Annotated in this window: 24 protein-coding genes; 12 read left to right on the top strand and 12 right to left on the bottom strand. The window is 69.6% G+C overall.

The window, feature by feature from the left end; genetic code table 11:
• Positions 1–168: 168 nt before the first annotated feature.
• The 10 genes from K2F47_RS39845 to K2F47_RS39890 all read right to left on the bottom strand — a co-directional run bounded on the left by K2F47_RS39845 (position 169) and on the right by K2F47_RS39890 (position 8,161).
• Positions 169–627, bottom strand: a complete 459-nt coding sequence (locus K2F47_RS39845; protein ID WP_242911452.1) for a hypothetical protein — start codon at positions 625–627, stop codon at positions 169–171.
• Positions 624–1,037: a hypothetical protein gene (locus tag K2F47_RS39850; RefSeq protein ID WP_242911453.1), complete on the bottom strand. Its 414-nt coding sequence runs from the start codon at positions 1,035–1,037 to the stop codon at positions 624–626. Before K2F47_RS39850 ends, K2F47_RS39845 begins: the two co-directional genes overlap by 4 nt.
• A gap of 49 nt (positions 1,038–1,086) precedes the next feature.
• A complete protein-coding gene (locus tag K2F47_RS39855; protein WP_242911454.1) occupies positions 1,087–3,876 on the bottom strand; it encodes a DNA translocase FtsK in 2,790 nt (929 codons plus the stop codon).
• A gap of 2 nt (positions 3,877–3,878) precedes the next feature.
• Complete coding sequence (locus K2F47_RS39860; protein WP_242911455.1) at positions 3,879–4,112, bottom strand: hypothetical protein; 234 nt, start codon at positions 4,110–4,112, stop codon at positions 3,879–3,881.
• Between the two features lie 251 nt (positions 4,113–4,363).
• On the bottom strand, positions 4,364–4,861 hold the full coding sequence (locus K2F47_RS39865) for a hypothetical protein (protein ID WP_242911456.1): 498 nt from the start codon (positions 4,859–4,861) through the stop codon (positions 4,364–4,366).
• 85 nt (positions 4,862–4,946) lie between these two features.
• Positions 4,947–5,084, bottom strand: coding sequence for a hypothetical protein (locus tag K2F47_RS39870; protein WP_242911457.1), 138 nt, complete (start codon positions 5,082–5,084; stop codon positions 4,947–4,949).
• A gap of 347 nt (positions 5,085–5,431) precedes the next feature.
• Complete coding sequence (locus K2F47_RS39875) at positions 5,432–5,908, bottom strand: Pycsar system effector family protein (RefSeq protein WP_242911458.1); 477 nt, start codon at positions 5,906–5,908, stop codon at positions 5,432–5,434.
• Positions 5,905–6,276, bottom strand: a complete 372-nt coding sequence (locus K2F47_RS39880; RefSeq protein WP_242911459.1) for a hypothetical protein — start codon at positions 6,274–6,276, stop codon at positions 5,905–5,907. Before K2F47_RS39880 ends, K2F47_RS39875 begins: the two co-directional genes overlap by 4 nt.
• Positions 6,273–7,898, bottom strand: coding sequence for a helix-turn-helix domain-containing protein (locus K2F47_RS39885; RefSeq protein ID WP_242911460.1), 1,626 nt, complete (start codon positions 7,896–7,898; stop codon positions 6,273–6,275). Before K2F47_RS39885 ends, K2F47_RS39880 begins: the two co-directional genes overlap by 4 nt.
• Positions 7,895–8,161 (bottom strand): helix-turn-helix domain-containing protein, encoded by a 267-nt coding sequence (locus K2F47_RS39890; protein WP_308198547.1) that lies wholly within the window; start codon positions 8,159–8,161, stop codon positions 7,895–7,897. The genes K2F47_RS39885 and K2F47_RS39890 overlap by 4 nt, the downstream gene beginning before the upstream one ends.
• A 296-nt stretch (positions 8,162–8,457) precedes the next feature.
• On the opposite strand from K2F47_RS39890, the gene K2F47_RS39895 reads away from it, so the two are divergent.
• The 7 genes from K2F47_RS39895 (at position 8,458) to K2F47_RS39925 (ending at position 14,995) form a co-directional block, all read left to right on the top strand.
• On the top strand, positions 8,458–9,303 hold the full coding sequence (locus K2F47_RS39895; RefSeq protein ID WP_242911461.1) for a sigma factor-like helix-turn-helix DNA-binding protein: 846 nt from the start codon (positions 8,458–8,460) through the stop codon (positions 9,301–9,303).
• 42 nt (positions 9,304–9,345) lie between these two features.
• On the top strand, positions 9,346–10,137 hold the full coding sequence (locus tag K2F47_RS39900) for an integrase (protein ID WP_242911462.1): 792 nt from the start codon (positions 9,346–9,348) through the stop codon (positions 10,135–10,137).
• Between the two features lie 6 nt (positions 10,138–10,143).
• Positions 10,144–10,998, top strand: a complete 855-nt coding sequence (locus K2F47_RS39905) for a sugar phosphate nucleotidyltransferase (protein ID WP_242911463.1) — start codon at positions 10,144–10,146, stop codon at positions 10,996–10,998.
• 24 nt (positions 10,999–11,022) lie between these two features.
• The gene (locus K2F47_RS39910; RefSeq protein ID WP_242911464.1) at positions 11,023–11,940 is read left to right on the top strand and encodes a YdcF family protein; all 918 of its coding nucleotides are present in this window, start codon (positions 11,023–11,025) and stop codon (positions 11,938–11,940) included.
• Positions 11,941–12,175: 235 nt separating this feature from the next.
• A complete protein-coding gene (locus K2F47_RS39915; protein WP_242911465.1) occupies positions 12,176–12,385 on the top strand; it encodes a hypothetical protein in 210 nt (69 codons plus the stop codon).
• 1,217 nt (positions 12,386–13,602) lie between these two features.
• Positions 13,603–14,610 (top strand): hypothetical protein, encoded by a 1,008-nt coding sequence (locus tag K2F47_RS39920; protein ID WP_242911466.1) that lies wholly within the window; start codon positions 13,603–13,605, stop codon positions 14,608–14,610.
• Between the two features lie 154 nt (positions 14,611–14,764).
• On the top strand, positions 14,765–14,995 hold the full coding sequence (locus K2F47_RS39925; RefSeq protein ID WP_242911467.1) for a DUF397 domain-containing protein: 231 nt from the start codon (positions 14,765–14,767) through the stop codon (positions 14,993–14,995).
• Between the two features lie 129 nt (positions 14,996–15,124).
• On the opposite strand, the gene K2F47_RS39930 is transcribed toward K2F47_RS39925, so the two are convergent.
• Entirely contained in the window at positions 15,125–15,340 is a 216-nt protein-coding gene (locus tag K2F47_RS39930; RefSeq protein ID WP_242911468.1) for a hypothetical protein, read from the bottom strand.
• Between the two features lie 234 nt (positions 15,341–15,574).
• Here K2F47_RS39930 and K2F47_RS39935 point away from each other — a divergent pair, with 234 nt between their 5' ends.
• From K2F47_RS39935 to K2F47_RS39945, 3 genes are all read left to right on the top strand, one after another.
• Positions 15,575–16,735: a hypothetical protein gene (locus K2F47_RS39935; RefSeq protein WP_242911469.1), complete on the top strand. Its 1,161-nt coding sequence runs from the start codon at positions 15,575–15,577 to the stop codon at positions 16,733–16,735.
• A gap of 280 nt (positions 16,736–17,015) precedes the next feature.
• Complete coding sequence (locus K2F47_RS39940; RefSeq protein ID WP_242911470.1) at positions 17,016–17,339, top strand: hypothetical protein; 324 nt, start codon at positions 17,016–17,018, stop codon at positions 17,337–17,339.
• Positions 17,340–17,872: 533 nt separating this feature from the next.
• The gene (locus tag K2F47_RS39945) at positions 17,873–18,214 is read left to right on the top strand and encodes a hypothetical protein (RefSeq protein ID WP_242911471.1); all 342 of its coding nucleotides are present in this window, start codon (positions 17,873–17,875) and stop codon (positions 18,212–18,214) included.
• A gap of 415 nt (positions 18,215–18,629) precedes the next feature.
• Here the strand turns inward: K2F47_RS39945 and K2F47_RS39950 are convergent, their stop codons facing one another.
• The gene (locus K2F47_RS39950) at positions 18,630–18,788 is read right to left on the bottom strand and encodes a hypothetical protein (RefSeq protein WP_242911472.1); all 159 of its coding nucleotides are present in this window, start codon (positions 18,786–18,788) and stop codon (positions 18,630–18,632) included.
• A 253-nt stretch (positions 18,789–19,041) separates the two neighbouring features.
• Here K2F47_RS39950 and K2F47_RS39955 point away from each other — a divergent pair, with 253 nt between their 5' ends.
• Both K2F47_RS39955 and K2F47_RS39960 read left to right on the top strand, forming a co-directional pair.
• Entirely contained in the window at positions 19,042–19,821 is a 780-nt protein-coding gene (locus K2F47_RS39955) for a helix-turn-helix domain-containing protein (protein ID WP_242911473.1), read from the top strand.
• A 282-nt stretch (positions 19,822–20,103) separates the two neighbouring features.
• Positions 20,104–20,658 carry a hypothetical protein gene (locus K2F47_RS39960; RefSeq protein WP_242911474.1) on the top strand — a complete coding sequence of 185 codons (555 nt, stop codon included), beginning with the start codon at positions 20,104–20,106 and terminating at the stop codon, positions 20,656–20,658.
• Positions 20,659–20,725 lie beyond the last annotated feature (67 nt).

Below are 20,725 nucleotides of genomic sequence, written 5' to 3' on the forward strand. Positions count from 1 at the left end.
CGTGGCAGAGCGAGCCCCTTTACGTCTCGGGCTGGCGGCCACGAGCGGGGCGGTCGGTGTCATCTGCGCCCTTTCGTCCTGATAAATCCGCTGGGGTGAGTGGGGCTGGTGGGGTTTGACGGGCCGAGGAAGGCCCGGGCCGCGTCGGTGCGGCCCGGGCCGGTGTGGCTAGCGCGACTGTCGGGCGGTGAGGTCGTCGTGGAGGTCCTTGACGAGGTCGCGCAGAGGCCCGCCGGCGGCGCGGAGCGCCTCCACGGCCGGGTCGAGCGCGGCGTCGCTGGTCCACACGTTCAGCGCCGACTCGGCCAGCAGGCCCGCGAGGCGGGAGCGGACGCCGTCCAGGAGCGCGGCCAGGGCCAGGACGTGGGAGCGGCGCAGGTCCAGGGTTTCCTCGAACAGGTTGGACAGGTCGTCCTCGGAGGAGTCCAGGAACGTGGTCATCGCGGCCATGGCGAGCGCGACGGCGGGGAAGTCCTCGGCGAGGTCTTCGGCGATCTTGTTGAGGGCGTCGACGTTGGTGAGGTCGGCCAGGGCCAGCGCCTCCAGGCCGGTCAGGTCAGACATGTGTGTGGTGCTCTCTTTCGGGTTGGGGGCGGCGATGCGGTTCACCGGGGCGGTGTCGGTCATCGCCGGGCCTCCTCGCGTTCGCGGGGGCGGGACAGGTTGAGCGCGAGGTCGGCGAGCGGCGCCGAGGCCTCTTCGAGCCCCTGCAAGATGTTGTCGAGGGCGTCGGGGTCGGGCAGGCGGGCTTCGTCGACTCCGGCGAGCAGGCCCTGGATCATCTGCTGGGCGTCGGCGGCCAGGGCCAGGACGACGGCCAGGTGGGAGCGGCGCATCTCGCCGCTTTCGGCGTAGACGACGTCCATCAGCTCGGAGGCCTGGTCAGGGATCTCGTCGTCGTCCTGGCCGTCGGCGGTGAGGTTCAGCAGCCGCTCGGTGACCGCGGCGATGGTGGGGTGGTCCTCGGCCAGGCGGGCCAGGATGAACTCCAGGCGCTCCTCGGTGTAGTCGAGGCTGTCGAGGGTGGAGGTGGACATGGCTCTCCTCGGAGTTGTCGCAGGTGAAGGTTCAGGCAGTACGGGGGTTTCAGGCGGCGGGGAGTTCGGCCAGGACGGCGTCCAGGCCCTCGGGCGTGGTCAGCACCTCGCGGGCCTTGGAGCCGTCGGCCGGGCCGACCACGCCCAGGTTTTCCATCTGGTCCATCAGCGCGCAGGCCTGCGCGTAGGGGGCGCGGAGTTTGCGTTGGAGCATCGAGGTCGACCCGAACTGCGTGGTGACCACCTGCTCGATGGCCTGGCGCAGCAGCGGCACGTCGACGTCGTCGGGCAGCGCGGCGGCCGCCCCGGCCGAGCTGCCGGATGCGGCGGGCAGGGCCCAGTTCCCCTTGTCGTCCTGGACGACGCGTCCGGCGGCCTTCAGCGTGGGCAACTGCCGGTAGACGGTCGCGCGGGAGATCCCGGTCGCCTCGATCAGATCGGCGCGTGACATCGGGCCGCCGGCGGCGGCGAGCGCGGCCAGGATCCGGTCCGCGGCCGCCGGGGCGTTCGTCGGCGAGGCGCTCGGCGCGGCCTTCTCGACGGCATCGTCTCGGCCTGTGTCGTCCGCGCCGGTCGAGGCCTCGGCCGGGGCGTTCGGCCGCGCCTCGTCAACGTCGCCGACACCGGTGTCGGCGACCGGGGGCGACGGGTTGGTGATGGTGCCGGCCCGGGCGGTCTGGGTGATCTGGTCGGTGCTGGGGTCGGTGGTGGGCATCGCGATCTTCTGGGCCTTGCAGTGCCGGACGATCGCGGTGATCTCGGGATCGGAGACGTAGGCGCCCTGCAGCCGGATCGGGGCGCTGGCGCCCATGGGGAGGAACAGGGCGTCGCCCTGGCCGATGAGTTTCTCGGCGCCGGGGGAGTCCAGGATCACGCGGCTGTCGGCCAGCGATGAGGTGGTGAACGCCAGCCGGGACGGCACGTTGGCCTTGATCAGCCCGGTCACCACGTCCACCGACGGGCGCTGCGTCGCCAGGACGAGATGGATGCCCGAGGCGCGGGCGAGCTGGGTGATGCGGACGATGGAGTCCTCGACGTCCTTGGGCGCGACCATCATCAGGTCGGCCAGCTCGTCCACGATCGTCAGCAGGTAGGGCAGGCGCTCGGTGAGGGGGGTGCCGTCCTGGTGGCGGGCCTTCCCCGCGGCGATCTTGGTGTTGAGTTCGTCGAGGTGCTTGACGCCGTTGTGGGCCAGCAGGTCATAGCGCCGGTTCATCTCTCCGACGACCCATTGCAGGGCTTCGGCGGCTTTGCGGGGGTTGGTGATGATGGGGGTGAGCAGGTGCGGGACGCCCTGGTACGCGGTCATCTCCACCCGCTTGGGGTCGATCAGGATCATCCGCACATCGCACGGCAGCGCCCGGGTCAGGATGCTGGTGATCAGGGCGTTGAGGCAGGCGGACTTGCCCGCGCCGGTCGCCCCTGCGATCAGGATGTGGGGCATCTTGGCCAGGTTCGCCACGATCGTGCGGCCCTCGACGTCCTTGCCGAGCCCGACGATCATCGGGTGCTTCTCCTCGGTAGCGACGGGGGAGCGGAGCACGTCGCCGAGCGCGACCAGGTCGGCGGTGGCGTTGGGGATCTCCACGCCGATCGCGGACTTGCCCGGGATCGGCGACAGGATCCGCACCTCGGCCGACTTGGCAGCGTAGGAGAAGTTCTTGGCCAGGGCGGTGACCTTCTCCACCTTCACCGCCGGACCCAGCTCGACCTCGAACCGGGTGATCCGCGGGCCCCGGACGAACCCGGTGACCCTCGCGTCGACGCCGAAGTCGCTCAGGACCTTGCCCAGCACCTTGGCCAGCCGCTCGGCCTCGCGGTCCCCGCCGGGCTTGGCGGGGACGCTGCGCATGCTCTCGGTGGAGGGCAGCGTGTAGTCCGCGCACCGGTCCACGATCGGCTCCCCGTTAACCTGCACCACCGGCAGCTCCGGTCCGCTCGCCGCACCGTCCGGCTCCACGGTCGGGACGGCGTCCGCCGCGTCCGCCGAGGTGGGGGCCGTCGCGCCCGCCTCCACTGCCGGGACGGCCGCCTTCGCGGCGTCGGCGCCGCCTTCGCCTGGCCCCTCGGCGTCGTCCTTCTCGTCCTCCTCCCCACGCAGCTCGTAGTGGCCGACACCCCACAGGACCAGCACCCCGATCACCAGCGTGCCCAGCACCGCCAGCGGCTGGGTGACCACCAGCGCGGGCAGCATCGGCGCCCCCAGCACCACCACGGCGCCGGCGAACGCCATCCGCTGGAGCTTGAGCTTGCCGCGGGCCTTGCGGATCTCCCGCCCGGTCACCTCCTCCAGGGCCGGGACGTAGGGGATCCGCGACCGGGACTGCCCACCGCTACGGCGCGTCTCCCGGCGGGCCCGGTGCTCCTCACCGCTCCCGCCGCGCTCCTCGGCGAGTTGCTCACGGGCCCGTTCGGCGGCCTCCTCGTGGGCCTCCACCACCCGCGCGGCCATCTCCTCCTGCGACAGGTTCTCGGCCATCACCCACGCCCACGTCATCTGACCGGTGACCTGCACCCCCACCCGCACGCACTCGGCCTGCCGCCGCACCCACCCCTCCTCCGAGGGGTACTCCACGGCGGCCGGGTACTCCACGGCGGCCTGGCCCGGCGCGCCGGACGCCGGTACGACGGCGGGCCCAGCAGGCATGGCAGGCGCGGCCTCGGGGTTGGCGGTGGCGGCGGGGGTGTCGGCGCCCTCGGGCCGCTCCGGCTGCTGCTGAGGCTGTGGGGGGAGCAGGAAGGCAGGCGGGCCGCCGTCGCCGAACGCCTGCTTGTAGTCGGCGTCGATCTGGGCTTGGCGGTCGGCGCGGCCGCGCGAGCGGCCCGGACGGATGTTCATGATCAGTCCTTCAGCGGCGGGGCGAGGCGGGCGAGATGGGTTTCGAGGACGGAGCGGATCTCGGCGCGCACAGCGTCGGCCCGTTCCTCGGGGAGCTCGGCGAGGACGGCCTTCAGGCAGTCGTAGACGGCGGCGAGCTTCTCGGTCTCTGTATGCGCAGAGTCACGGCGGTGCCGCGCCCACTCGATCCGGTTGCGCGCTCGGCGGGCCGCCAGCGACTCCAGCGACCGGGGCATGACGACCTCCAGCGATCAAGGGGTTGGGCGGCCGTCTCACCGAGGCTGTCTCACGGGGATCGCGCGCGCGTGTACGCGCGCGTCTTGGGGCTGTCAAGAGGGTGAGACGAACCGGTGAGACACCACCGTGAGACAGGGGATGAGACGGCCGGTGAGACCGGGCGCCTGAGGCGCCCGTCGGCGCGGCCCGGGGGCGGCGGGACCGGCGCCGCCACCCGGCGGCGACGGCGTCCGGCCCGCCGCCCAAGCCGTCACGGCTTGTTAGGGTCGTAGGGGCCGTACTCGAAGGTGTTCGTCGCGTTCGAGCCGCCCGAGCCGCCACCGGAGCTGCTGCCGGACCCGCCGCTGCTGGAGTTGCCGCCCGTGCCGCCGGAGCTGGCGCCGCCGTTGGTGGCGACGGTGTTGAACATCGTCGCGCCCGCGGTCCCCAGCGAGCCCGCGATCTGCTTGGCCATGATCCCGAACACGCTCCCGGCCAGCAGGACGCCCATGGTGAAGCACATCATGGCGTGGCTGAACTTCAGCTTCTTCTTATCGAGCTGCTTGTGGATCAGGAACCCCAGCGCGACGACGATGACCAGGCCCAGGCCACCGCCGACCGCGGCAGCGCCACCAGGCGCGGCATCGGGCTTTTGCGGAGGCGCGGCGAGGACGACGCCGGTGACCTGGGACGGCGGCGCCTGGGGCAGACCGGCCGCCGTGATCGCCGCGTCCGCCGTGCTGGGCCGGGGAGGGGTCAGGTGGGACATGATGGGTGCTCCTTCGGTTCGCTTTGGGTGGATCCGTTGGGTGGCGGGGCCGGTCGGACCAGGACCGGCCCCGCGTCTTACCTGGTCAAGTGGCGGGCGTGGTGAACTCGCCGTGCGAGTCGCACCGCCACACGTCCTTGCTGCGGCCGGTGCCGCCCTCGCGGCCCTCGTAGCTCACGCCGGAGCTGCTCCGGCACTTCGGGCAGCACGCATTGGCGCTCACCGGCCCATACCTTTCGCGCTGCCGGTGGGAGCCTCCGGGCGCCCGTTGCTGCCGGGCAGCGGCGTCCACTCCTCTTCCTTCTTGCTCAGCGCCTTCTGGGTCTTGGCGTCGGCCATACTGGAAACCGCCTCTCTGTGAGGTGGCCTCACCGGTGACTTGTTCAGGGCTGCCGGTGGGGCCTTCTTCCTGGTCAGGGACCGGTTGTCCCGGACCGGGGCGGGGCGGGGCCACCACCCGCACAGGGGTGCCCGCCCACGTCGTGGGGACGGCGTGGCCGCTGACCGCCAGCACCGTCATCAGCCCGCCCGCCGTGACCGCCAGCGCCGCGCGCCGCGTCTGGTGGCCGGTCATGCGATCACCGCCACGCCCAGCGCGAGCCCAATCAGCACCAGGCCCACGGTCAGCAGGTCGATCGCGACCTTGAGCCGCTGCTGCTTGACCAGCACCAGGTACGACAGGAACTGCAGGTCAGCGACGGCGACCTCCGGTGCCCGCGTGGCGAACCTTTGGGCGATCGCCTCCGGGGTCATGACGGCGTAGCGGACGAACCCGCCCACGCCCAGCCGGGGGCGCAGCACTCCGGCCAGCAACACCACGGCCGAGGCGGCCAGCGCGAGGCCCGCGAGGGCCAGGACGACGCGGACGGGGGAGGGCGCGCGGGCGATCTGGCTGGTCAGGATGGCCGTCACGGCGGCGACGACGGCGGTGAGCGTGCCGCACTTGGCATCCAACCGCGCCTGCTCACCGCGCACAGCCGCAACCTCGGCGGCCAGCTCGGCCTCCACCGGCGTCGGCGCCGCCATCGGTGTCGCGGGGGCGTTCATCGCCTGCCCTCCACCCGGGCGGTGGCGGCCAGGCCCTCGGCGACGACCTGGTCGGGCACCGCGCCCGGCTCCGGGAGCAGCCCGATCTCCTCCAGATGCCCGGTGATGAAGGCGGCCGGAGCCAGCTCCTCGCGTGCGGCCGCCGCGGCGGTCGCGCGGGCGTGGGTGAGCAACTCGGTGTAGGCGACGTGCAGCTCCGTATAACGCAGCGCCATGACCTGGGAGTCGCTGGCCAGCGCCTGCAAGGTCGACCGCAACACGCTCAAGTCGATGTGCGCGGCGGCCAGGTCCTGGCGGGCCTGGTTGAGCTGGCGCCGGATGTCCAGCTCATTGGGGGTTCCCGCCGTGCTCATGCGGGGCGTGGTCATCGCCGCTCACCGCCGTCCTGCTCACGACGGACCTGAGCAGCCAGGCGCCGAGCCGTCGAATGCGGCATCCCCAGACGCTCGCTGATCTGGCTGCTGCTCAGCTCCGGTTCGCGGGCGAGCAGAGCGCGGACCGCGGCCAACCGAGCGCGGGGATCAGCGACGGCCCGCTCCTGACCACGCTCGTCCGGCTGCTCATTTCCGCCACCGCCGGGCAGATCGCCGCCGGTTTTGTGAGCAGGCCCCGACCACGTCCCCGCCTGCTCACCAGCTCGCGCACCGGGGCGCTCGTCCGGCCTGCTCACCGGCCGCTCGCCCGCGTGCTCACCGGCCTGCTCATCCCGGCTGCTCACCCGCCGCTCAGGGCGCTCGCGGCGCTTGGCGGGCGGCGGCAGCTCCCGCAGCGCGCCGGGGTTCTCGGCCTGCTCGGTCAGGTACTGCTCAGCGCCGCGCACAACGTCCTCGCCCAACACCCGGGCGATCGCCTCGCGCACCGCAGGCGGCTCCCGCCGCCACGGCGCCGAGGTCTCCGACTCCTCCTCCTGGGTGAGCGGACCGGTGTACTCCAACCGCTCACCCCCCGCCTGCTCGTCCTGCTCGTAGTCGTCGACGTGCGGCTCGCGCCCGGGATGCGGCAGGGACACGATCACCGGCTCGGACTGCGGCGGGGACACCAGCGGCAGGGCGCGGCGCTCGCCCACCCGCACCGGCCAGGCCGTCACCGGGACGGCCTCGGCATCACCCTGACCGTCGCCGACGGCGTCCGTCTCCAGCGCGGGAGCGGCGGCGGAGCCGGTAGGCAGGTTGAGATCCATCTCGGCCAGCCGCGGCACGTCCTGGCCGTCCTTGTCGTGCCAGGGATCGGCGTCGCTGATCGAGGTATCGATCAGGCCAATCAGGTGCGCGGTCACCGCCGCGCCGACCGGAGCGACCGCGTGCGCCAGCATGCTGGCGAGCACGGCCGCTGTATCGCTGACTCCCCAACCACCCTCGGGCGCCACGTCCGGGACAGCGGCGGCCAGGTTCAGGAAGATGCTCGTGGTCAGGAACCCAATCGCGGCGTGGATCGCGGCTTCCGCGATCTCACCGCCGGACGCGGCCAGCCGTGCGCGGGCCACGATGATCCACACCACCGCCCCGATCAGCACCGGCTCCAGAATCCACAGCGCCCACCATGTCGGCGCGGCCGTGTCCGCATTCATCAGCCGGGCCGCACCCTGCTGCACACCCGTCGTGGACCAGGCCGCGAACCCCAGCAGAACCGGGACGAGAACCTTCAAGTTCTGCACCCGCAGCCGAGTCAGGCCCAGCGCACGCGCCTCCCCGCTGCGCGCCATCTCGCTGGTCAGCCGCGTCCGCTCACCGGCTGCGCGGAACTGCCGGTACATCCGCGACAGCTCGGTCTTGGCACGGACATCGGCCTCACGCTCAGCACGCGCCAACTCCACCAGCGTGCTCTCCTCGCGCACATCAGCGCGGGCCCGCCCGTGACCGGCCTCGGCACGCACACGCGCCAACTCGTCCGCGCGCCGCGCGGCCTCCAGATCCCGGCGCCGCTCCAGCTCTCGCGCCAGCTCGTCCGGATGCTCGGGCACCACCTGCTGGACGTTGGGCTTGCGCTTCATACCGTTGCCCCTTCGGCGCTGGCCTCGCCGGACTCGGTGGCGGTGGTGCCCTCGGCCTCGGCCTCCTGCAGCTGGGCGTAAACGACCTCTGCGCGGAAGCGGCGGGCCCCGCCGGGGGTGCGAATGGACCGGAGACGGCCCCTGCGGGCCCACTCGCTCACGGTGGACGGTTCGACGCGGAACAGGTCCGCGACCTCGTCTCGGGTCAGCAGATCGCCCGGGTTGTCGTGCGTGGCACGGCCGGGGGTGTGGATGATGGCCACAGGCTGGACTCCCATCGTTCGGCCTGCTGCGGCTCCGGTGTCCGACCACCGGGGCCGCTTCCGTCGATTCGGACATTCCGCCGCCAATATCCCTCTCCGTTAGCTGGCGAGAGTTCTTGACAGTGGAAGCGGGGCCACCGTAAGTCGCTGCACAATCCACTGTCAAGACCAGGACGTGAGACTGACAAGACCCCTATCCAGGAAGCCACATTCTTGAGGGGCCCTGGTTGCGGAACAGCCCTTGTCACCTAGACTGCGCCCCCTAGACACCCAACACGGACCGGGAAGGGGGCGAAGTGGACCCTCAGTTGTGGGACCGGGTCCGGGAAATCGACCGGATCACGGACGACGCGGAGCGCGCAGAGCAGGCCGACGCGCTGCTCGGCGACTATCACGCGGCCTGGGCCGAGCTGGCGCGCATCCGCAAAGAAGCCGTCCTGAACCTGCACGACGGCGGACGAGGGCTGTCGTACGCGCAGATCGCCGAACGCCTCGGCATGAGCCGTAGCCGGGTCGGTCAGATCACCCGGAGCGGACCGCCGCCTGAGCGCGCGTTCCTGGGAAGCGGGAACCTCACCATCGCCATGGGCCGCAAGGCCGGCGAGGGCACGGGGGAGCCAATGGTCGCTGTCGAGACGCTTAAGGCCATCTCCCGGCTAACCGCGCTGGCCAAGACACATCAGCTCGACGTGACCGAGGACGATGTGCCGCCGCCCGGCCTGGTGGACCTGAACCGGGACAACCTGATCGTGATCGGCGGGCCACGCTTGTTCCCGCTGGTGGGGCAGATCCTCCAGAGTGACCGGCACCTGCGATTCGACACCGGGAAGGACGGCCGGTGGTTCCTGCGCGACCTGGACACCGGCACCGAGTTCCGGTCACCGCGCGACGTCGGCGAGAACCGCGATTACGCCTACCTTGGGCGCCTGCCCCGGCCGGACGGCGCCGGGACGTTCTTGTGCATCGCGGGCCTGCACGCGATCGCCTCGCAGGGCGCAGTTGCCTACCTGGAGTCGTCCATGGCCGACCTGTACGCGCAGGTCAAGACGAACCGGTTCTCGATGCTGATCGAGTGCGAGTACGACCCGAACACCCTGATCGCCACTGCGGCCAAGGCCGCTTCACCCATCTATCGGAGCTAGATCATGGATGTGTCATTCGCGACCCGGCCAGCGCCTGGCCACGTGAACGAGGACTACGTGGCCGCCACCAGTCACGCCGTGGTGGTCCTGGACGGCCTGTCGGTGCCCGACGGCATGGACACCGGATGTATTCACGGAACCCCGTGGTACGTCCAGCAGCTCGGTACGCGCCTGCTGGGGCGGGTGACCGAGATTCCGCTGGTTCCACTCGCCGAGGCCCTAGCCGACGCGATCCGCGAGGTCGCCGAGCTGCACGCCGACACGTGCGACCTGACCCACCCGGGCACCCCGGCCGCCACCGTTGCGATCCTGCGGACCGCCGGTCATGTGGAGTATCTGGTGCTGTCCGACGCCGTGGTGGTCCTGGACACGATTTATGAGGGCATCCAGGTCATCGAGGACGGGCGTGTGAACGAAACCGCCATGGCGCACTCCGAGGCGCTACTGTCCTCTCCGGCCGGGACCGCCGCGCACGCCGCTGCACGGCGCGAGATGATCGCCGAGCGGCGCACCGCCCGCAACAAAGTGGGCGGATACTGGGTTGCGGCCGCCCTGCCCGATGCCGCCGACTACGCGGTCACCGGGTCCATGCGCCCCGGCAAGGTCCGCCAGGCCGCTGTCCTGTCCGACGGCGCAGCGCGCGCCGTGGCGTTCGGCCTCCATGACTGGGCGGGCCTGCTGGCCGTTCTGGAGACGGCCGGCCCTGACGAGCTGCTGTGCCATGTCCGGGCAGCCGAGCAAGGCGATGCCGAGGCCACCACGTGGCCGCGCCCCAAGATCTACGACGACGCGGTCGCGGCGTACTGCCGAATCAACAACATCAAGGTCAGGTGACCGAGCATGGCGGTACGTAAGGCAGTGATCGCGGTGGCGGGATACGGATCCCGGTTCTTCCCCGTCGCCAAGACGATCAACAAGTGCATGCTCCCCGTCTTGGACCGGCCAGTCCTGCACTGGGCCGTCCAGGACTGCCTACGAGCGGGCGTCGAACAAATCGCGATCATAACCGCGCCCGGAGACACTCAGGTCCGGCACTACTTCACCGAGGACGCCGAGCTACGCGACCACTTCCAGGCCCGGGGGTGGGACGCCAAGTACGAGCGGATCGCGGGCCTGCACAAGCTGGCCCGCTTTACCTTCCTTGAGCAGCCTCGCGACGGCCGATATGGAACCGCGATACCGCCATTGGTCGCCGAGGCGTTTGTGGCTGGCGACGACTTCCTATGCATGTCGGGCGATGACCTGCTGTTGCGCGAGGACGGCGGGTCAGATATGGCCGACCTGGTCGCCGCGCGTGAGCGGGCCGGCGCCGCAGCAGCCGTCGCGGCGGCCGTCGTGCCCGGAACGGCGGCGTCTCGGTACGGGGTGCTGCGTGCCAGGTCGGGCGGCGACATGATCCTTGACCGGCTGGTGGAAAAGCCGACGGACTGGACAGCGCCGGAAGCGCACGCCTACCTCAGCCGCGCCGTCCTACCCGGGGACATCATGACCTACCTCGGCAAGCTCACCCCGGCCGCTAACGGCGAACTCCAGATCACCGACGCGATCAACGATCTCGCCGCCGCCAGCCCTGTGCTGATCCACCCCACCACCGGAACCTACCTGGACTGTGGGGATCCGGGCGGGATGCTCGCGGCGAACCTAGCCGCCGCCCGCGCGGCCAACCTCCAGGTACCCGGTATCGGCTGGCGGTAGGCCATCCCGGTCTGAGAGGCGACAATGCCCGACATCCCCAATGACCTGGCGGTTCGCTGGGAGGCTGCGGACGCCGAGGTGCGTCGCGCGATGATGCATCGACGCCGTCCCGGCTTCGACGATGACCTGGGCGAACTGGCTCGCGCGGTGAGCGCGGCGCATCACAAGATCGCCGCGGTGTACGCGGACATGGCGGCTTTGAAGGACCTGCCCGGCCCGCTCGCGGCGGCCGCCGAGGCCGCATACCGTCACCACACCCGAGCCGCCGCCGACGAGGACGAACATCGTCCGGCGATACTGTCCCCGGCCATCCGCGACGATGTGGCGACGCTGTGGGCTTATCACCAGATGGGGCACCAGGTCCGGCCGGTGGACGTCGGGATCGGCCTGGGTTCGCACGACCTGAGCGTGGCCACCTACGCCGCCGATCTGTGGCGCCGGGCGACGTTTCCGCTCATCGTGTTCACCGGCGCGAACGCCCCCACCACCAGAGGGCGCTTCCCGCGCGGCGAAGCGGTGCACTACCGCGAGCACGCCCTCTCTCTCGGCGTGCCGGCCGAGGCGATCCTGGTGGAGCCGGCGGCGACCAACACCGCCGAAAACCTGACCCTGACCCGAAAGCTGCTCTCGGAGCACAACGTCACCCCCCGCACGGTCATGCTCATCAGCCGCCCGTATCAGCAGCGACGCGCCTACGCCACGTGCCGCAAGATTTGGCCCGAGGTCGAGGTGATCTGCGGGTCCATCCCGATGACCCTCGACCACTACGTCGCCGCCCTCGGGGACGTCGACCGAGTGGTGAACATGCTGGTCGGCGACACCCAGCGCATCGAGCTCTACGCCGACCGGGGGTTCGCCATCCCCCAGCCGATGCCCGACAACGTCCGCAACGCCTACCAGCGCCTGGTGGACCGGGGCTTCACCACCCGCCTGGTCGCCTAAAGCATCCCGCAGCTGAGGCCACTTAGAGGAGGCCGAGGAGCACGGCGTGGTCAGCTGTGAGCTGATCTCGGATAGGCGAAAGGTCCTGATCGCACGTACGTGCGATCAGGACCTTTCGCCATGAGTTCGGGAGTGTGGTCCGGGCGGTTGGGGCTTTGTGGCGATCTCGTCAGATGTGATCGCGCAGGGGGACGCCGACGATAGGACGCTCCAGGTTCCCGGGGAAGGGCATGCGATGGCGAAGCGGTGGCTGCGAATCGGACTCGACGACCCCTCGGAGGAGCAGTACACGCAGTTGGCGTTCCTGGTGCTCGCGGCAGCGAACGCGATGGACCTGGACGTGGTCCGGTTCGAGAGCGACGGGCGGCAGGAGGAGTACGCGCTGGAACGTTTCTGGGAGGACTTCCACGATGGGCTGCGCCGACCCCCGTGGGACGACGACTGAGGAACCGTTCACCCACGGGGCCATTCCAGGACCTCCAAGCCGCCCGGATGGCTGGACCTTGTCCGGCCGCGGCTGCCGACTAGCGTGCCGCCACGAGCCTGCCCGGGAGTTTCGCGACGCCTAAGAAGCGCGTACGCGTGCGCGCGTGGGGGTGTCGAAAAGTCGAAAAAGTCCCGTCGTCATCTGGTCTGGGGACCGGGTCGGGCGAGAGGCCCTCGCCCGTGGCGGCGGCGCGCGGTGGAGGCATCCGCGTTCAGCGCCGCGCCGATGGTCTCCCAGTCCGCCCCGGCGGCGCGTTCGTCGGCGACCGCTGCGGTCAGCAGGGCCTCGGCCAAGGTGCGCACGTTGCCGGCAGACGCGGTGAGCGCGCCGGCGCGAGGCCTTCGGCGGGTTGTCCTTCGCCGAGGCCTCATGGACGGGCCGAGCGTACGTCGAACATGACTGAACATGCAGGTCACGGGCGTGGTTTGTGAGGGTGTTCCGGTCACGGTGAGGGCTGGGGCCGGTGCGTGCTGGAGCGGTGGAGCCCGCTCTACTCCGGCACGCACCGGCTGGTGGGGTGCCGAGCGTTCCGCCGCTACTGCGGATTGCGCGCAGTCTCCCGTTTTTTCTGTTTGGTGGCCACCCGATCCCACGGACAGGCACACCGCGTGCACGCGCACCACAGTCTCAACTCCGGGGTGCACAACTCCCAGCATCTCGAAAAAATACTGCTACATCACATATTTTGTGTCACCGGACACAACTTAACAAGACTAAACATGCTTGATCTTGCTGTTTTCGCAGGTCAAAGGTAGTGGCTGTTTAGTTTGGTGTAGGGCGTCCAACATGCCCCGAATTGCCCCTCCAATCCCCCTTGGAGGTGCATGCCGATCTGTATCTCCGGGGCTATGCTCCCGATTCGGAGGCAGATCATTACCACGTATTCACCCGGCGGTCGCTACCCGCCCGATCTTCCTTCACTACCGCACCCGGTCCCGCGACATCAGGAGCGTCATGTCCCAGTCCCTTCCCCGCGCGGACGGGCCATCAGCCCAGCGGGCCCATACGCCTGCTCCGCCCTGGGAGAGCTGGATCCCCCTCGCACACACCGAATTAGGAGCGTCATGAGCTCGATCTCCTTTCCCCTCGCGACCGGGCCGTCGGCCCGGCAGAGCTGCGGCCTGCTTGTGGCTGGAGTTGCGTGAGCGCCGCCGATCTGCGACACCGCCGCCCCCATGAGCCCCATCCGACGGGGACGCGAGAAGTGGACTCCTCACGACGTCCAGGCGCTTTTGGCCGAGACCCATCCCGGCGCGGACGCCCCGACCCTGCTGCACGCGCTGGTGTGCGGCGTGTTCTACCGCGTCCGACGGCAGGGCGGCAGGTCCGGCAAGCACGACCTCACCGCACGGGCCGAAGCCCGCGGGGTCACCCCGGCCAAGTTCGCCCAGATCGTCGCTGGCGACTTCACCGGCATCAGCTGGGGAGCCCTGGAGGGGGTGCTGGTGGCCTGCCTCGCCGCTAAGGCCGACCTGAAGGTCGCGATGGAGCTGTTCGACCAGGTCCAGGAATGGCATGCGAGCCAGCCCCCACCCGAGGAGGGCCGCGTCGCGCGCACCCAGGCCCGGGGCGCCCCGTCCTGGGTCTGGCCGCCCCCGGAACCGGACTCGACTGCATCGGACTCGATCGTGATCCGGCCGTCTCTGTCGCCGAACCCGCTGACATCCGACGGCCTGGCCGAGGCCTCGAAGACCCCGGCCGAGGAGGTGGACCCGCAGGACCACGTCGACGCGGTCCAGCCCCAGCCATGTCAACCCCCCTCCCCCGACAGCGGCGACGACGACGGGGGCGGGGGCGGCAGAGAAGACGACGGCGAGGAGGAACTCGCGCCCGCCACAACCCCACGAGCCCGACGCAAGGGCTCCCACAAGGTGTCCCCGCCCGATCCCGGCACCGCCGCCGACCAAGGTGAGTTCGTCGCGCAGATGAGGGCCTTCCGCACCTTCTACGGCGACCGGCCGCTACGCGAGATGGCCAAGGAATGCGCCCGTCACCCAAAGGTGGAGCGGCCCTACTCCTTCGGCGCCTTCTCCACCATCGGCAAGAACGACAAGCTACCCAAACGCGACCTGGTCTGCGCCTACATCGCCGGTTGCGGCGGCAGCGACACCGAGATCGACCAGTGGATCGAGGCCCACAAACGCCTCTCGGTCCCCCCGGCCCCCCACCCCGAGGCCGACTAGCCCACCCCCGCCAACCCCGGGAAACGGCGAAGGCCCTCCCGCCGCCATCAGAGCGCAGGAAGGGCCTCAGCCAGAGGCGGCACCCCGTTGCGACCGGGACCCGCCTCTCCAGCACGACCAGACCGTCCGTGATCACAGAAAGGTTCTGCTCGTCATGACGAGACTAGACCCGCTGCACAAGACAGAACACCCCGCGCACCGGCTGAACTGGCGCACCAGCACCCACTGCGACGACACCCACGAATGCGTCGAACTCGCCGCCGCCCACCAGGCCGTCGCTGTCCGCGACAGCACCGACCCCGCCGGGCCTGTGATCACCGCCGCCGTCCCGCACTGGCGGACGCTGCTGAACCAGATCAAACGCGGGGACCACGACCTGCCCTAGCGCCGCGCTTACTCGGCCCGGAGGGGGCCTCCCTGTGGTCAGCATGCCGCCCTTTCGGATCTTCCCGCGCCCTAACAGGCCCCTCCTGCTGTTGGCTGCCCCGGCCAGCAGCGGGAGGGGCCGTCGTATTCAGTGCCAGTTGATTTCTATATGGCTGCCTATCTCAAGCAGCAGCCACAGCAACAGACCTGCGGAGAAGTTGTACAAGAAGGCTCCGATCTTGCTGGTCGGGTCGATCCAGGCGGCCCTGCCGACAGGCCGGACGCGCTCCTGGTCTTCCGCGCCCTCCTCACGTGCGCCCGGGAGGACGTCCGGGGGCTGGCCATCGCGAGGTGTAGGCCTCATGCTGGACTCCTGAGTGCGGATCGCTGCGATAGATCCGGGCTCGCGCCGGTTCCCCTCCATCCGGAACGTGGCATCGCAAGGAATGGAGGGGAACCATCCGGATCATTTTCGGACTATTCGTTGATAACGTGGCGTAGCATTGATCACAATCTTCAGCACCTCAGAAGATCTTACATATCTGCAGGTCACGGTCCTCAAACCCCCGCAACATCAAAATATTTCTGGACGGCTCCGATGTCCCAGGGCAAGCAACGTCAGATCAATCCGGACGCGTCTCCGGAGGGCCAGGCCTTTGCGCGGTTCCTGTGCGAATTGAGAGACACCCGTTATCTCTCCACCGAAGCAGTGAGAAAATTAGCGGGCATCGGTGACCGCACCCCTCTCAACGACTGCTTCCTGGGCTATGTGCTGCCCTGTGATGACTTCCTGGGGTACTTCATCCTGAAGGTCCTCGATAAGGCGAGGCGGCTGACCGATGAGGAGGGCACCGAACTCGATCGGCTGTACAGGGACGCCGTTGCCGCAGCCAAGCCGGCGGTCACCCCGCTGGACAAGCTGGGTGCCAGCTTGCGGGCCAAGCTGTACGAGCACCGGGCCGACCGGCATCTCCAACTGGCCGAGGGCTACCAGCGCAAATCCGAGATCCATCAGCGGCAGGCCGAGATCTTCCAGCGGCTGCGCACGGAGGACCACCAGGCGTTCGAACGTGCACGAGAAGAGGCTCGTGCCCTCTCAGCGCAGGCCCTGGGCGTGGTCGATGAGCTCGACAGCACCCTCGCGGCCGTGTTCCACGACGGGATCGAGCGCGGGGAGGACTTCGAGCACGCTGCTGACCTGCAGATCCAGCACCTGGCCGCAGTGCCCGCTCAGTGGAGGCGGGTAGAGGACGCCTGGCAGGCAAAGATCGACGCGGCGGTCCAGCACGAGCGGACCCAGGCCCAATCCCGGTTCGAGGAGTATGAGGAGCAGATCAAACAGCACCAGGCGCTCCAGGACGCCGCCAATCAGAGGGCCGCCAGCCTGGGAATCGCCCTGCAACGTGTCCGGGCGCACAACGAGCAGATCCTTGACCAACTGGGGCAAGAACGCAGCGAACTCCGGCTTTGGCAGTCCCAGGACGCATTCGGTCGTGTCAGCGACCTGCGCGACATCGCCGCGTCCCACGACGGCATCCCCGCCAGCGACCTACCACCTTCATTGGTCATGGCGGGCGCGCCGGCCCCCTCAGAGCACCAGGTCCACCGCGCACCCCCTCCGCAGTTGCGCGCCCATAGTCCAAAGCCGCCACCCCCTGCGGTACCGCTCGAAAAGTCCCGTCAACGACGGTCCAGTAAGATGCGCCGGCTGGTGGCTTCGATATTCAAGCGCCCCTCGTCCCCTCTATCTAACGACTGAAGCCCTCAGAGGGCTTCTGGCGCCTAACTCCTGCGCGCGATATGCCAGGTCCCGTTCAGTCTCTTCGCGGCTCTCCGATGCTCTGACGGCTTCATCGGATGCTTCTCCATCCCAGAAGCGCCCAAAAGTCACTGTGGGTGACCATGCTCGCTGCGCATTCCGGGGCCGTCCCCACGTGCTCGGGGCGGGGTGGGGTCAGCGCCCGCCTGGTCCAGGCGGGCGAGGGTGCGTGTCACGACTGCGGACGCGGCTAGGAAGTTCCGGCGGGGGGTAGCCGGTCGTGCAGGACTTTCTGAAGGTCGTCACTATGCTCACCGAGCTGGCCGCCAACCGCGCCAACATGAACACCGCGACCAACCCCGAGGCCGACTGGCTGTTCCCCGGCGGCCGCGCCGGGCGACCTCTCACCCCCGGTGCTCTCCATCAGCAGCTTCGCGCCCTGGGCCTTCCGGTCGCCCAGACCCGCACCGCCGCGTTCCGCCAGCTCGTCCTCCAAGCCCCGGCCCCCGTCGTCGCCCAAGCACTCGGCTACAACCCCGGCACCGCCACCAAGCACGTCGCCGCCGCCGGTGGAACGTGGGCCCGCTACCCCGCTCAGCGGTGACGCGCCCGCGCGCCCTCCAGGCCGTCCAACAACCCGCTCAGACGTCCGCTGAGAGCCTCCAACGCGCGAGCGGCATGGTCCACCCGCGAACGATCCGGCTCACCCTCGCGCGCCGCGGCCTGACCCGTCAGCCGACTCCCATACGCCTGCACAAGCCGCCGCATCACCTGCAACTCCGCCAGCACCCGCTCGTCAACAGGCGCGCCGTCGGACCGGGCGGCCTCAAGCGCGGCCTCAGCCACCAGGTTCGCCGCCGTGACACCGGCCTTGCCCGGGCCGCCGCCTGCACCAGAGCATGCTCCTCCTCGGTGAACCGCACCGACACCCGGAACCGCCTCCCGCCCTGCAAACGCCGACGCCGCCGCGCCGCGAGGTTCCCAGCCACCGCGACATCATCGACGACAACACGGTGCCTAGTCCTTCCACTACGCGCGAAAGGTCCCGATGACACCGCCAACGCCGCCCCCCGGCCCCCACCACGTCATCCCAGTTCACGATCACACCGACTCACAACAGCCGCCGATGGAGGTCAGATGGCCGCCCAAGTCTTCACCCTGCTAGGCGTCATGGTCGGTGCGTTCACCTCCTACCTGACCAGCGCCTTCAATGAGAGAACCCGATCCCGCAGAGAGCAAAACCAAAGGTGGGCTGAGAAGCGACTGGACACCTACACAGAGTTCATCGCCAGCATCAAGGAGTTCACCACGCTCACCAGGGCGCTCGCCGCCACCGCCGGTCTGGTCGATCGGACACCCCCAATCGATCGGGACGAGGGCTTGGAGCTGTTACGAAGAGCAGAGCTAGCGCGAGGTCGAGCGATGGAAAGATGTCCCTACTGGCTGATGCGCAGACTCTTCGCGCGGCAAGGGCCTTGAACCGAGCAAGCTGGCAGTTGGAAGGCTATGCCAGGGGCCTCCTTACTGCAGACAACGAGCAGTGGCAAGACGCCCAACGGGCCTACAACAGAGCCATCAACGACTTCCACGAACAAGCTCGGCGCGAGGTGGGGGTTCCCGGGGCCTATGCAGCACGCGCGCTAGCACCCTCACCACGTCAGGAGGCGTTCGAAGCACTTGCCGGAGAGGAACTCTGGACCTGACGGCCCAGACGCTCCTCCCTTCGATGGGCGAGTCACTAGCCGAGACATCCCATCCTCGCAACGGTGTCGCCGAGCGAGGACTGCCGTCGTGAATACGACACAGTCGAATACGGCAGGGCACCGGTCGACCATGTCGCAGAGTTCGCATTCGACGGGGGCCAGCATGAGGAGGGCGTCGCGTGGCGCGTGGGTCAGCCGCAGCGCAGGGTCTCCCAGACGATCTGGAGAGCGCTCCACAGGGCAAGGCGCAGGTACTCCAGCCGCAGCCGGGCGCGCCAGTACCTGGCGGCGTGTCGGCTCTCGGGGGCCTGGTCGCGGGTGTGGCCGGGGTCGGTGCTGGGGTCGGTCATGGCGTGGTGGTCCTTCCTGCCTCCGGGCCAGGGTGCCCGGGGATCGCCGGGCCGGAGCGCGACGCCCCGGGGCCTGCGACCAGGACATTGCGGTCGGCTCCGAGCCGCCAGGGGCGTGGACGGGTCACCGGCGCCAGCGGACCGATCACGCCCGGTTGTGGACACCGGCACCACAGCCGGGGACACCCGGCCCTCACCGGCGGCGACCGCTCCTACGCTGGGCTGCAGCGCCCATGGACACGTGGAGACGGCTGTGGACGAAAACGATCGTGACATCCCTCCCGACATCCACGACCTGAACCTGGCCGCAGTCGCCACCGATGCCGAGCTGGTGGCGAGTCTGCGGATCCTGCAGGCCCGGGCGGGGAGGCTGAGTCTGCGCGAGTTGGAGAGCAGGGCACGCCGCGCCGGCCTGCACCTGCCCAGAGCCACCGCCAACAAGATCCTCAACGGAGACCGCGCTCCCACCCGGGACGAGTTGATCGCGCTGGTGCGCGCCTGCAAAATCCCGGCCGACCAGCTCAGGCCATGGGTGGCGGCCTGGGAGCGCATCGCCAGCGGCGGCACGCACGCCATGGAACTCAAGCGCCTGCGCGAGCAGGTACGCCAACGGGCGCTCGCGCAAGTCCGCAAGGACAAGGCCCGCCTGACCGCCGAGGTCGACGCCCTGAAAGAACAGGCCAACAGCCTGAGAGACCAGGTAGCCGCCGCTGAACAACGACTCCGATCAGCTCAGCCGACCGCAGGGCCGGAGACACCGCCTTCCACCCGCCGCACGCTGACAGCAGCGACGCTGGCGCTGTTACTGCTGGCAGGAACCACCGCAAGCGCAGCCGCCCCGCCCGCCCTCCCGCACGACCTACCTCCCCTCCCCCCACCACGCCCTATTAGGGGGTTCCACTCACCGCTAGAACCCATTGCGCCACCCACAGGCCCCATTGGGCCGCTCAACCCATCACAACGCCCTATTGAGCCGCCCGCATCACCGCCCCCATCACACGGAGGCTCCCTCATCATCCCCCGGCAACCGTAGAGCCCCCGGTGCAACACCCGTGCCCCGGCAAGTAGGACACCGTCGAACTCGACAGGGCACCGGTCGGCGCGGCCACCGACCTCTAGCGCTGCGCGTCCGCCTCGCCGACGTCCTGGCACACGTCGCGCCTCGCCCGCCGACTGGCTTCCGGTCCGGCACGACGGGATAAGGAGGCCGCTTGCGTTTCCGGGCACTTGGGATCTTGCAGTCTGAGGGCCTGGTCCGGTCACAACGAGGAAAGGGGACTTTTGCGAGCGCATACTCCTTTCAAGGGGGCCTGCCATGACGACTGCGGCACACGAGAACCGGTACTGGCATCCCGACGGGAGCTACACGACCGTCGTTCACAACCTCGGCGGCGTCTGGGCCTATCACAGCAGTGGCGCAACGGCGCACTGGACGCCGTCTGGCTGGGTCACCGACTCTTACGGCCAGCTCTACAGTCAGGTGTACGCCCAGTCCTACGAGCAGCCGTCGTACGCTCAGGAAGCGCCTGCGGTTACGGGCGGCCAGCCCACGCCTGGGCGCCGGGCGGCTTACATCATTCTGGGCATCGAGGCCAGCCTTATCGTCGGGCTTCTTGTCTTCCTTGTTCTGTACGAGGCAGTGCAGTTCATGCGCTCGCACCCCTCGGTTCTGTTGGTGTTGTTGGGTGTGGTGGTCATGGCGGGCTTGGCACTCCTGCGCGGCGGAAATGACGGCGGTGGCGGCGGGGGTGGTTTCGGACCCGAGCCGCCAAGCGTGTCGCACGCCCCGGCCGACTGGCGCGATTGCAACGGCAACCTGTACCGCGGGGGACAGATGATCCAACCTCGTGGCGGCTGGAAGTCGAGCTAGCGACCGCTCTTGGAGGTCTCTGGCGACGTCCGGCTGGGCTGGGAATGAGTGATGCCCGGGGACGGGA

It is taken from the genome of Actinomadura terrae (assembly GCF_022751215.1).
Classification (GTDB): Bacteria; Actinomycetota; Actinomycetes; order Streptosporangiales; family Streptosporangiaceae; genus Spirillospora; species Spirillospora terrae.